This is a genomic window from Streptomyces sp. HSG2, assembly GCF_016598575.1.
GTDB lineage: Bacteria > Actinomycetota > Actinomycetes > Streptomycetales > Streptomycetaceae > Streptomyces.
Genome location: NZ_CP066801.1, coordinates 472,686 through 485,594 on the forward strand (window position 1 = coordinate 472,686; position 12,909 = coordinate 485,594).

The 12,909-nt window shown below is 73.4% G+C and carries 7 protein-coding genes; 3 read left to right on the forward strand and 4 right to left on the reverse strand.

Annotated features, from left to right (window positions below; all coding sequences use genetic code 11):
- Positions 1-161: 161 nt before the first annotated feature.
- Positions 162-2,939, forward strand: coding sequence for a LuxR family transcriptional regulator (locus JEK78_RS01615; protein ID WP_200262303.1), 2,778 nt, complete (start codon positions 162-164; stop codon positions 2,937-2,939).
- A gap of 35 nt (positions 2,940-2,974) precedes the next feature.
- Here the strand turns inward: JEK78_RS01615 and rfbB are convergent, their stop codons facing one another.
- The 4 genes from rfbB to JEK78_RS01635 all read right to left on the reverse strand — a co-directional run bounded on the left by rfbB (position 2,975) and on the right by JEK78_RS01635 (position 7,761).
- Entirely contained in the window at positions 2,975-3,922 is a 948-nt protein-coding gene (rfbB, locus tag JEK78_RS01620) for a dTDP-glucose 4,6-dehydratase (RefSeq protein WP_200262304.1), read from the reverse strand.
- Positions 3,919-4,983: a glucose-1-phosphate thymidylyltransferase gene (locus tag JEK78_RS01625; protein ID WP_200262305.1), complete on the reverse strand. Its 1,065-nt coding sequence runs from the start codon at positions 4,981-4,983 to the stop codon at positions 3,919-3,921. Before JEK78_RS01625 ends, rfbB begins: the two co-directional genes overlap by 4 nt.
- A 253-nt stretch (positions 4,984-5,236) precedes the next feature.
- Positions 5,237-6,463, reverse strand: coding sequence for a cytochrome P450 (locus JEK78_RS01630; RefSeq protein WP_242483229.1), 1,227 nt, complete (start codon positions 6,461-6,463; stop codon positions 5,237-5,239).
- The gene (locus JEK78_RS01635; protein ID WP_200263939.1) at positions 6,460-7,761 is read right to left on the reverse strand and encodes a glycosyltransferase; all 1,302 of its coding nucleotides are present in this window, start codon (positions 7,759-7,761) and stop codon (positions 6,460-6,462) included. The genes JEK78_RS01630 and JEK78_RS01635 overlap by 4 nt, the downstream gene beginning before the upstream one ends.
- Before the next feature lie 359 nt (positions 7,762-8,120).
- On the opposite strand from JEK78_RS01635, the gene JEK78_RS01640 reads away from it, so the two are divergent.
- Complete coding sequence (locus JEK78_RS01640) at positions 8,121-9,638, forward strand: NAD(P)/FAD-dependent oxidoreductase (RefSeq protein WP_200262306.1); 1,518 nt, start codon at positions 8,121-8,123, stop codon at positions 9,636-9,638.
- Positions 9,635-12,868: a ferritin-like domain-containing protein gene (locus JEK78_RS01645; RefSeq protein ID WP_200262307.1), complete on the forward strand. Its 3,234-nt coding sequence runs from the start codon at positions 9,635-9,637 to the stop codon at positions 12,866-12,868. The genes JEK78_RS01640 and JEK78_RS01645 overlap by 4 nt, the downstream gene beginning before the upstream one ends.
- The last annotated feature ends 41 nt before the right edge of the window (positions 12,869-12,909 follow it).

The following is a 12,909-nucleotide window of genomic DNA, read 5'->3' on the forward strand; positions in this document are numbered from 1 at the left end:
CGACACTCGTCGGCGCACCTCGCCCTCTTCCCGGGCGATCCCCGTCCCCGGCGGGAGCGGATCGGCCGCCGTCGAGGTCGGACCACCACGACGGGCGGAGTCGTGCGGGACCGGACGCCTGGGCCAGGCGACCGCTACCCGGAGCCCGTCGGGGGGCGGCGATGAGCCCCGACGCGGGGCGCCCCCTTCGGCTGCGGGGCAGGGAGCGGCAACTGGCACAGGTGCGGGCGGGACTGCGCGAGGTGTGCGCCGCCAGGTCCGGCAGGGTCCTGATCATGGAGGCCCCGGCGGGCGCCGGGAAGACCCGCCTGCTGTTGGAAGCGGTCCGGATCGCGGAGGCGTCGGGGCCGCGGGTGATCGACGCAGGGGCGGCGGCCGGTGTCGAGGGACTCGGCGAACCCGCCGCGGAGGCGGCGATCGACGCCGCCCGCAGGAGGATGCGCGGCGCCCCGGAGGACATGCGCGCCCTGGTGGTGCTCGACGACCTGCACCTGGCCGGACCGGCCGCCCTGACGGCGCTGTGCGACACGGTGGTGGCCCTTCGGTCCCGACCGATCCTGTGGCTGCTCTCCTGCACCCCGGTGGGCGATCCGGCGGGCACCCGGCCGGCGCCGACCTGGCCGGCGCGTCTGCGAGGGCGGCTGCCCGTGGAGGCGGTAGGGGAGTTGGAACCGCTCACCGGGGACGCCTTGCACGATCTGGTGGCCGACTGCGCCGGCGCCCCGCCCGGTCGGGACCTCCTCGACCTGGCGGAGAGCGTGGACGCCACGCCGCGCGCGGTCATCGAGACAGTGCGCGGACTGGTGGACGACGGTGTGGTCCGGGTCGTCGACGGACGCGCGCGGGTGTTCCCCGATCCGGCGGGCGGCCCGGTCCAGGCGGGCGAGGCGGATGTGCCCGCACGGGTGCCGGACCGCTTCGCCAGGGTCGTCCTGCGGGACCTGCGGTCCTTGTCCGGGCCCACCCTGAAGGGTCTGAGGCTGGCGGCCGTGCTCGGTTCGCCGTTCGCCCCGGAGGAGTTGTCGGCGATGCTCGGCGAGGGGCCGGGCGGGCTGCTCGCCGCGGTGGACGAGGCGGTCGAGCGGAGACTGCTGGTCTGCGAGGAACGCCACCTGGCGTTCCGCACGCAGCCCATCTGGCGGGTCCTGCTCGATTCCGTGCCGCCCCCGGTCTGCGCGATGCTGCGCCGGCAGGCGGCGGAGGCCCTCCTGTCCCGCCCCGACGGCGTGGCGCGGGCGGCGCTGCAACTCGTGCGCGTCGCCCGGCCCGGCGACACGGAGGATCTGCGGGTCATCGCCGAGGGGTCCCGAAGGCTGCTCTCGGGCGACCCGTCCACCGCCGCGGCCCTGGCCTCGCGGTGCCTGGAGCTCGCCACGGAGTCGGCCGAGCGAGTACGGCTCGCCCGGACGGCGGTCGACGCCTTCACGCGGGCCGGCGAACTCACCCGTGCCATCGCGGTGGCCCGCGACACGCTGGACGAGGTGGTCCGGGCACGCGACGCGGGGGCCGGGGCGTCGGCGCGGGACGTCGCCGCGCTCCAGGCGTCGTTGTCGACGGCCTCGCTGTTGCTGGGCGACGCGCAGCAGGCCCGCAGGGCGGCACGCGGCGCCCTGGCCGCGGGGGAGGCGGGGCCCCCGGACCACACGGCCGTGGTCGCCCAGTTGGCCACGGCCTATCTGACCGGCGACCGCCCCTCCGCCGAGCGGGCCCGGCGGATCCTCGCGGCTCCGGACCGTCACGCACGGGCCGTTCGGGCCGGGGCGTTGACATTCCGGGCGTTCGGCCAGTGGCGCGAGGGACACGTCGGAGCGGCCCTGGGCACCCTTCGGGAGGCCGCCGCGCTCGGCAGCGGCGAGGAGCGGGCGGGCTTTCTCGATCCCCGCTGGTTCCTCGCCTTCGCGCTCACCCGGACGGGCGAGTTCGAGGAAGCGGGAGAGGTCGTGGAGCGCGTCGGTGGGCGCGGCGCGGAGGCGGGCACGCTGTCGTCCGCCGTCGGTGCCGTGCTGCGCGGACCGCTCCACCTCGCCGAGGGCAGGCTCGACGAAGCCGAGGCCTCGGCGGGGATCGGCGCCGGGGCGGGCGGCCCGTCCGTGCCCATGCTCGCGCCGCAGGCATGGCTGGTGTCGGCCCATGTGGCGCTGCGACGAGGGGCGTTGACCCGGGCGAGGGAGCATGTGCGGGTCCTGGAGAGCGATTTCCCTCAGCCGGTGTCGAGCCCGTGGTGGGCCGCCCGGATGCTGTTGAGCGCGCAACTGTCGGAGGCCCTGGAGGACGTGCGCGGGGCCTCGGACGTGTTGGCCCGGGTCGCCGCGCGGCCCGGGGCCCTGCGCCTTCTGCTCCTGGAGGACCCGGCCGCCGCTGCCTGGTGTGTCCGGTGTGCGCGCGCGGCCCGACTGGAGGATCTCGTCCGTGAGGTCGTGGCCACCGCCGAGCTACTCCGCCACCACAACCGCCGGGTACCCGCCGTCGTTGCCGCGGCCACGCATGCCCGGGGTCTCGCCGACGGCGACCCGGACGCCTTGGCCCGAGCCGACCTGCTGCACCGCAACCCCTGGGCCGGAGCCGCCGCCGCCGAGGACCGCGCCGCCGTCCTGCTCGACCTGGGCGAGCGCGACGCCGCCGTCGCGGAGCTGGACCGCGCGCTGAGCGCCTACGGCGGTCTGGGCGGCGACCGCGACTCCGCCAGGGTACGGGCCCGGCTGCGGGAGCTCGGGGTGCGGCGTCGGCACTGGAACCACGCCAAGCGCCCGGACTCGGGCTGGGACAGCCTCACCGACACCGAGCGCAGGGTCGCGGAGCTGGTGGCCGACGGTCTCACCAACCAGCAGACCGCACGCCGTCTGTTCGTCTCCCCGCACACCGTCGGCTTCCACCTGCGACAGATCTACCGCAAGCTCGGCATCCGGTCCCGGACGGCGCTGATCCGCACCAGGCCCTGACCGAGGGGCGCGCGGAGCGCCGGTGCCGGCCGGGGTCACGAGCGCCGTCGCAGCGGTTCCCACCAGGAGCGGTTGGCGCGGTACCACCGGACGGTCTCGGCCAACCCGCGCTCGAAGTCGACCCGGGGGACGTGACCGAGGTCCCGGATTCTGCCGTCGTCCAACGAGTACCGCCGATCGTGACCCTTGCGGTCCGCCACGTGGTCGACGCGGCGCCAGTCGGCGTCCACCGACGCCAAAAGCCGGGCGGTCAGCTCGCGGTTGGTCAGCTCGGCGGTTCCCGCGACGTGGTAGACCTCGCCGGCCGCTCCGCGTTCGGCGACCAGTCGTACCGCGCGGCAGTGGTCGTCGACGTGGATCCAGTCGCGGGTCTGCCCCCCGTCGCCGTAGAGGGGGACGTTCAGCCCGTCCAGGAGGTTGGTGACGAACAGCGGGACGATCTTCTCCGGGTACTGGTGGGGCCCGTAGTTGTTGCCGCACCGTGTGACGCTGACCGACAACCCGTGAGTGCGCGCGTAGGCGAGCGCGATCAGGTCGCCGCCCGCCTTGGTCGCGGCGTAGGGGGAGTTCGGCGCGAGGGGCGCCGACTCGTCCCAGGAGCCCTTCTCGATACTGCCGTAGACCTCGTCGGTGGAGACGTGGACCACCCTGGGGGTGCCCGCGCGCAGACACGCCGCCATGAGGGTGTCCACTCCCAGGACGTTGCTGCGCGCGAACGCCTCCGCGTCGGCGATCGACCGGTCGACGTGGGTCTCGGCGGCGAAGTTGACGACGACGTCGTGGCCCGGCACCACCTCCGCCAGCAACCGCGCGTCGCAGATGTCCCCGCGCACGAAGCGGAACCGTCCCGCGACGGGCTCCAGATTGGCCGGGTTTCCGGCGTACGTCAGCTTGTCGAGGACGGTGAGCCGGTCCCGGGCGGCGTACGAACGCACGAAGTGCGAGCCGATGAAGCCCGCGCCACCGGTGACGAGGATCCTCACGATGTCACCCGCACCCGGCTGTGGTCCCCCAGGACGAGACTGTGGGCCCTCAGGATCCGGGGGGACGAACTGACCTCCACCTCGCGTCCGATCAGGGACCGCTCCACGCGGCGCACCCCGACGATCGAGGCACCGCGCAGCACGATGGAGTACTCGACCTCGCTGTCGACGACGGTGCAGTCACTGTCGATGGACGTGAAGGGACCGATGTAGGAGTCGCGGACACGGGTGCCGGCCGCCACCACCGCCGGCCCGACGATGCGGGAACCGACGACGGTGGCACCCTCCTCGACGACCACCCGACCGATCAGCTCGCTGGAGCGGACCTCGCCGGAGCAGTCCGCCTCGATCCCGTCGAGGACGAGTCGGTTGACCTCCAGCATGTCGGCGACGTTGCCGGTGTCCTTCCAGTACCCGGACACCGGCGTTGCCTCCACGCGACAGCCGTCGTCGATCAGGGCCTGGATGGCGTCGGTGATCTCCAGCTCGCCCCGCCAGGAGGGCTTGAGCCGGCCGACCACATCGTGCACGCGCGCGCCGAACAGGTAGACGCCGACCAGCGCCAGGTCGCTCCTGGGATGCTCGGGCTTCTCCTCCAGACCGGTCACGCGACCCTCCGCGTCCAACTCCACCACGCCGAAGGCGCGAGGGTCCGACACTCGCGTCAGCAGGATCTGGGCATCGGGACGGTGCCGCTCGAACCTCCGGACCAGCGCGCTGATTCCGCCGACGATGAAGTTGTCGCCGAGGTACATGACGAAGTCGTCGTCTCCCAGGTAGTCCCGCGCGACGCCCACGGCGTGGGCCAGGCCGAGGGGAGCTTCCTGTGGCAGGTAGGTGACGTCCAGGCCGAAACGCGAACCGTCGCCGACCGCCGCCTCGATCTCCGCCGCGGTGTCGCCCACGACGATACCCACCTCGTGGATCCCGGCCTCGGCGATCGATTCCAGACCGTAGAAGAGCACCGGCTTGTTGGCGACGGGCACGAGCTGCTTGGCCGACGTGTGCGTGATCGGCCGTAGCCGGGACCCCGACCCCCCGGCGAGCACCAGGGCCTTCACCGGGCGACCCTCGCCGGCCGGGAGCGGGGCCCCACCGGATCGGGAACCGGGCCGGTGGGGCCCTCTCGGCGGGGTCGCGTCGTCCGAGGAGTCCGGTCTGCGGCCGGGGTGTCGAGGGGATGTGCAGCCATCGTCGTCTCCGCAACGTCGGTCTGGCGGGTGGGGGCGGGCTCGGTCCCGCCGCTCCGGGCGCGACCGTGTGGGGCGGCGCCCGGGCCACGCCGAACGGCGGTCTCGGGACGGCGCGGGGGCCTCAGGACAGCACCGCGGGCAGGACGCTGAGCCTGCGGATCATCCACTCCGACTCCCAGGAGACGGGCGTGTCGGTGCCGAGCCGCGCCCGGGGGAAGCGACTCAGGAAGCCGCGCACCGCGAGTCGCGCCTCCAGCCGGACCAGGGTGGCGCCGATGCAGTAGTGGGCCCCCAGCCCGAAGGAGAGGTGACCACGACCCGGCTCCCCCGCGGCGAAGCAGTCGGCGTCCTCCCCCGGCCCCCGGTTCGCGGCCGCGATGCTGACCTGCACCGGGGCGCCCTCGGGGATCAGGTAGCCGCCCAGGTCGATGTCCTCCGTGGCGAACCGCCAGGTCGGGTGCGGGAACGGAGGGTGGACGCGGAGGGCCTCCTCGACCCACCGATTGATCTCCTCGTCGGTGCGGGGGCGCTCCTCGGGCGGCCGTCGCAGGGCCTCGAAGAGCGAGGCGGAGATCAGGCTGCCGGTCGTCTCGTACCCGGTGATGATCATGCCGACGGTCCAGACGACGACCTCGCCCTCGCTGACCGCCGCGTCGGGACCCTCCGCCGAGCCGAGCAGCCCGGTGATCACCCCCTCGGCGAGCGGCGCGGGGTCGCGGACCCAGTCCCGGACGGCGCCGAAGAGCGCGCCGACCGCCTCGGTGCGCGCCGGGTAGTCGGAGGAGTAGAGCATCACGTCGGTGATCGCGCGCAGTCGGCGCTCCGCCGCCGGGGGCAGGCCCAGCATCTCGGAGATGAAGGCCAACGGGATCCGGTGCGTGTAGTCCGTCACCACGTTGATCTCGCCGGGCCGTTCCGACGCCGCCTTCTCCAGTTCGTCGAGGAAGCCCTCGACCTTGACGGCGACGCGGGCGCCCCACCGCTCGGTGTTGCGGGGACTGAGCACCGGCGTGTGCAGCCGGCGGATCCGCGCGTGGTCGTCACCGTCGCTCATGATCATCGCACGGGCGTACTTCGGGTCCGGCTGGGACCCCACCATCAGGCCCGGGCGGCGCATCCAGTCGGGCACTCTGCCGATGTCCTTGGCCAACTTGGGGTGGGTGAGCGCGGCCCGGACCAGGTCGGGGTCGCAGACAACCCAGGCGTGCCGGCCCAGGTAGGGGATCCGGACGACGGGCGCCACCCGGGCGGCGGCCAGCAGGTCGGGCATGCAGTCGAACAACCCCGGGTCCGTCGGCATGCTCGCCTCGGGGGGCAGGGTGGGTCCGGGGTGCGTTCTGGCGTTCACGGAGTGACACCTCCACTGGGGATCCGGCCGTGGGACTCGGCCGTGGCTTCGATGAGATCGGCCGCTCGCCGCGCGGCGTCGCGACCCTCGTGCTCCCGGGCCAACGCGCGCGCCCGCAGCCGGTAGCGCTCCTCGCGCAGCACCGACCGCACCGCCTGACGCAGAGCGGACTCCGACACGGCGCGCCGCTTGAGGACGATGCCCGTGCCACTCCACGCGATCCGGGCGGCGACGTCGGGGTTCTCCTCCGATCCGGGCGCCGCCACCAGCGGAACGCCGCGGGCGAGAGCCGCGTTGACCCCGTTGTACCCGCCGTTGGTGACCATCACGTCGACTCGGGGCAACAGATGGTGATACGGCACGAAGCGTTCCACCCGGACGTTGTCGGGCAGCGGGCGAAGAAGGTCGACGTCCGGGGTGCTGCCGGTGGTGACGACGACGAGGACGTCCTCGCCGGCCAACGCGCGGACGGCGGGGACGAGCAGCCGTCCCACGTCGTTGGCGGTCGTCCCCTGGGTGACCAGGACCACGGGGAGCCCGGCGTCCAACTCTCCCCACCAGTCCGGTGGTTCGAAACCCTCCGGCGGCGCCCCGAACAGCCCGCCCACGAAATGGGTGCCCGGCAGGAGGTCGCCGCGGGGGAACTCGAAGGAGGGGACGGTGGCCATGAGGTAGAGGACCGGCGGGCGGGCGATGTTCTCCATGGCCGGCGTCGAGAGCCGATCCAACCCCGCGCGGACTCGCGCCCGGTCGGCCTCCCGCCGCAGCTCCCGCATCAGCAGGTGGTCCGCCGCCCATCTGAGCATCGCGTCGCGGACCCGTCCCGGCCACGAGGTGCCCGGCGGCAGCCCGCCACCGAGTGGCGCGGTGTCCCGACTCCCCAAAATGTAGACCGAGTTGTTCAACCAGGCCAGGGGGGTGCCGGAGCGTTCGGCCGCGAAGCAGGCCCCGTAGCACATGTCGTCGGCGAGAAGACAGTCGGCCGGGAAGCGCGCGAGGATCGCCGTCAGGTCCCGCGCCTGACCCGGGGCGGTCCGGTAGAAGATGTCGCGCACTCCGACCCGGAAGCTCTCGATCCCGGTGAGGCCGGCATGGTCGGGGAACGCCTCCTCGCGGCTCAGCCCGCCGAAGTCCAGCCCGGCGGTCATGGGTTCGAAGACGGCGCCGGTCCGCTCCACGCGGTCCCGGAAGGCGCGCCCGGTGTACCAGCGCACCTCGTGCCCGCGCCGGGTCAGTTCCCGGGAGACCTCGACCATGCTCACGATGTGTCCGGGCGCCGGTGTGGTGGCGATCAGCACTCGCGTCAACGTTGCCTCCGTCGGGTCGCGCGTCGGGTCCCCGGGCGGAGGGGGCACCCGACGGGCGCGCCCGTCCGGGCACACAGGCCAGCATGTCCGCCGCGGCGGTCGACGTGGGGGGACCGGACGGAAGCCCACGCGTCCGCGTGGGGTGACGGCGCCGCTCCGCCCGGGCCCGGCGCTTCCGCGGGGGTCGAACCACCCGAGTCGGGGCTCGGCGAGGGATACGGGCGGGTGACCGGTCCCCGGAGAATGGCCGCCAGGCGCTCACCGGCGCCGTCCCGGCCTGGTCGGGCGAGTCGCCGGTGTTCTTCCAGGACCCGCCCCCGGCCTTGGACATCGCGTACTGGAGGAGATCCGTGACCGCACCCCCGCAGGAGTTCGACGGACCAGGCGGCGTCAACGGTGGTCCGAAGAGGATCACCGTCGTCGGCGCGGGCGTCGCCGGCTTGGTGACGGCGTACGAGCTGGAGCGTCTCGGGCACCAGGTCGAGGTCGTCGAAGGCAGCCACGAGATCGGCGGACGCGTCCGCACCCACCGCTTCGCCGCGGGCGGCCGGGCCGGGCCGTACGCCGAGTTGGGGGCGATGCGGATACCCGCGGGACATCGGCTGACCATGCACTACATCGCCGAACTCGGCTTGCAGGAAAGGGTCCGCGAATTCCGGACGCTCTTCTCCGACGACGCCACCTACCTGCCCGACTCCGCCTCGGGTCACCTGCGGGTGCGGGAGGCCCGCGAGGATCTCGTCACCTCGTTCGCCGCGGGTCTGCCCGACCACCGCTACCGGGACGACACCCTCTTGTTCGGGGCCTGGTTGGACGCGAGCATACGGGCCATCGCCCCGCGTCGGTTCTACGAGGAGCTACGCCACGACACGGTCGTGGAACTCCTCGACCGTGTCGACCCCATCGACCTGGCGCCGTACCGGCGCGGTGGCGCTCGGACCCGGGTCGACCTGCACGCCTTCTTCTCCGACCACCCCCAGGTCCGGTCCTCGTGCCCACCCGACCTGGAGCGCTTCCTCGACGACGTGCTGGATGAGACCAGTTCCAACATCGTGCGGCTGCGGGGCGGGATGGACGCCCTGCCCCGGAAACTCGCGAGGCGGATCCGCGGGAGGATCTCCACCGGCATGGAGGTCGTGGGGATCGACGTCCGGGACGACACCGTGGTATTGAGGGTGCGGCAGGGCGCGCGGACCCTCACGCTGCGACGCGACTACGTGGTCTGCACCATCCCCTTCACGGTGCTCCGGCGCATGCCGCTGACCGGGTTCGACCAGGACAAGTTGGACATCGTCCATCACACGAAGTACTGGTCGGCCACCAAGGTGGCCTTCCACTGCCGCGAGGCGTTCTGGGAGAAGGACGGCATCAACGGGGGCGCGTCCTTCACCGGTGGCCACGTACGGCAGACCTACTATCCCCCGGTGGAGGGCGATCCGACGCTGGGAGCGGTCCTCCTCGCCAGCTACAGCATCGGCCCGGACGCCGACGCCCTGGGGAGGCTGGGCGAGCGCGAGCGCGACGCGGTCATCGTGGAGGAGTTGAGCGCCGTGCACGAGGAGTTGCGCGAGCCCTCGATGATCCTGGACACGGTGGGGCTCGCCTGGGGCTCGCGCAGATGGTCGAGGGGGGCGGCGACGGTGCGCTGGGGCCAGGAGTCGGCCGTCCGCGAGGCGGAGCGGCGGGCGGCGGCCCGACCGCAGCGGGGGCTGTTCTTCGCCGGCGAACACTGTTCGTCCAAACCCGCGTGGATCGAGGGCGCCATCGAATCGGGCATCGACGCGGCGCATGAGATCGAGTGGTACGAGCCGCGCGCCAGCAGGGTGTTCGCCGTCGCCCGGCCGATTCGCGCGGACGGGCCGGCATGAGCGTCTTCGACCTGCCGCGACTGCACTTCGCCGGCGTCGCCACGACCCACCTGCCGACCGGTCCGCGCGGCGGTCTGGTCGACCTGGCGGCGAACACCGCGCTCACGGCAGACGGGCGCGCCTTCCCCGCGGACCGCCCGGCGCAGGAGTACCGCGACCATCTGGACCGTCTGGGGCCGCGGTGCGACGGCCACGGCCGCCCGACCCCCGACGGCCGCTTCAGCGCGGCCACCGGTACGCACTTCTCGGGCAACGGGCACTTCTCGGTCGACGCGCGCGTCCTCGGCGTCGAGGTGCGCGCCGGTGAGGTCGACACCGCTGATCCGGTGGTGGGCCGGTCCGTGGACCTGTGGGGCCACTACAACGACTACCTGGCGACCACGGTCAATCGGGCCCGGGTCTTCGACGTCGACCCGACCTGCGATCGGACCACGACCCTGATGGTCGGGCGTTTCTGCTTCGGCCGGCGGGGGCGGTCGCACGACGTCGGGTACATGGCCACCGGGGGTGTTCGGGGCTTCCATCCCCCCCGGTGGCACCGGTTCGACACCGTCGGGGGGAACGGGGGCGGTCGGGCGGCGCGGCGCCTCCCGCGCTCCGTGGTCCACCAGTTCGTCGTGGCCGAGGAGGACGGACCGGACTGGTTCGAGGAGGCCGGCCTGTCTCCCGTCGTGTCGCGACTGCGGGAGGTGACGCGGTCCGCCGGGGTGGGCGGCCTGGTGGTCCAGTTCGCGCTCGTCGCCCCGGACCCGCCGCGTGAACCCGACGGTCCGACGCGGTGGCGGTTGCGGGGGACGGTCGCGCCCTGGCGGGGCGACGAGGCACGCACCTGTCCGGCCGGCCGGCTCATGCTGCCCGCCCGGGACGGCGACCCCGGCGGGCTGCACCACCTCACCGTGGCGCTCACGGACGAGCACGTCACCCTGAACATGATCACCGCGTGGCCGGTGGACGACGCGGGGGCGGGCCTGGGCGACCTGGAGCTGCGGACGGCGCGCGGGGGGCGGCTGATGGCCCGGGTGCCCCGGGAGGCGTACGCGAGCGCCGCGGACGACTCGACGGGTGGGCTGGTCACCGTGGCGGCCCGGTCCCCGGCCGCCGCCGCGGCCGGGGAGGGGCTTCGTCTGGTGAGCGTGGGGGCGCAGGGTCCGGTGGTGCGCATGCGGGAGCGCGAGGTCGACGTCCAGGCCGACGAGGCGTGTCCGGTCCTGGAACACCCCCGGGCTCCGGGTGACGCGGAGCACGACGTCGTCGTCCTGGTGCGGTCCTTCGTGCGGGGGCGCCCCGAGCGCGTCGAGGGGATCGCCGTCCGGCAGTTCTTCAATCCGCGCTCGCTGCCCCGCCACCCCGTGGCCACCGACCCCGGTGCGCGGTGCTCGGACCTGGAGACGGTCAGGATCCGTCCCGGTGGGCAGGACGGTCGGGGGCGGTGGTCGGGCGACTGCGCCTTGGACACCGACGAGCACGGCCGGGGCCGGTTCACCCTGCGCGGGGCGACGGCGGGAACCACCCGGATCCTGCTCGCCACCGGGGAGGACGACCTGCCCTGCGAGCGGGACCGTCCGGGCTCCGCGCACCGGGCTCTCGACCACGCCGAGGCGTCCGGCCACTGGTCCGGTGTCGGGTATCTGTCGGTGCGGGTCCTGCCCGACGACTGGCGACTGGAGTCCGTCCCGGCGGAGGAGGTGACGTTCGACCTCGTACACCGGGAGGTGCTGGCCTACTACGAGCACCTGTACGCGTTCATGCGGGCGGAGGTCTTCAGCCTGGCGGACCGGTGCAAGGTCGAGACGTACGCGAAGCTGATCTGGCAGATGTGCGACCCCCGGAACAAGGCGAAGACCTACTACATGCCGCCGACGCGTGAGCTGTCCGAGCCGAAGGCCCGATTGCTGCTGAGGTTCCTGCGGGCCCGGCAGGCGCCGGACGCGGTGCTGACGACGGTTCCGCCGTCCGGTCGCCGGCACCGGGAGATCACCACCCGGGACGAGCTGGTCCGGTTGCTGCGCGAGGCGGTGAGCCTCGAACTGGCCGTCATGCTCCAGTACTTGTACGCGGCCTACTCCGTCCCCACCCACGGTGTCGGCCTGGAGTACCTGCGCCGGGGTCTGTGGACACCGTCCCAGCTCCGCCTGGCCTGCGGCGACGGCGGCGAGACCCGTGAGGAGGGCCTCAGGGGGACGTTGCTCGGCATCGCCCGCGAGGAGATGATCCACTTCCTGCTCGTCAACAACATCCTCATGGCGGTGGGCGAGCCCTTCCACGTGCCCCGGATCGACTTCGCCACCGTCAACCACGAGATCCCGGTGCCGTTGGACTTCGCGCTGGAGCGGCTGGGGCCCGGCAGTCTGGAGCGGTTCACCCTGATCGAACGGCCGTCGAGCCTCGTCGAGGACGTCCGGCGGGGCGAGCCGACCACGGGCCCGCCCATTCTCCACGAACGCGCCTACGGGTCGCTGAGCGAGCTGTACGCCGCGATCCGGGAGGGCCTGCGGCGGATACCGGACCTCTTCCTGGTCGAGCGGGGCAGAGGAGGCGGGGAGCACCACCTCTTCCTGCGCGGATCGTTGGAGCGTCGCCACCCGGACTACCAGTTGGAGGTCGACGACCTGGCCGGGGCTCTCTTCGCGGTCGACGTGATCACCGAGCAGGGAGAGGGCGGAGTGCGCGACCCCGGCGACGGTGAGGAGTCGCACTACACGGCGTTCCTGCGGATGCGCGAGTTCCTCGGGGGGGCCGGGGGCACCGCGCGGGGCCGGGAACCGTGGAATCCGTCCTATCCCGTCCTGCGCAATCCCGTGCTGGAGAGTCGGGACGCGGCGACGCGGCGGGTCACCGACCCGGACGCCCGCGAGGTCATGCGGCTTTTCAACCGCGCCTACCACCTGTCGCTGCGTCTCATGGCCCAGCACTTCGGCGAAGGGCCGGACCGGAGCCTGCGGCGGTCGGACCTGATGAACGCGGCGATCGACATGATGACCGGGCTGATGCGACCGCTGGCGGAGTCGCTCGTGACCATGCCCTCGGGTCTCGCCGGAGCCACCGCCGGGCCCTCCTTCGAACTGCCCGCTTACCCCGCCCCGGTGGCCCGCCCGGACGTGGCCCGGCGAGGTCTGGCGCGAGACCTCGACGAGCTGGCGACGTCCTGCGCCAAGCATCCGCTGGTCCCCGACCACGTCGGGGCGATGAGCGCCTCCTGGGCCGACCGCTTCCGACCGGATCGCCGATAGGGGGCGACGGCCGCGTCGAGACAGGGTCACGCTCGGACCGA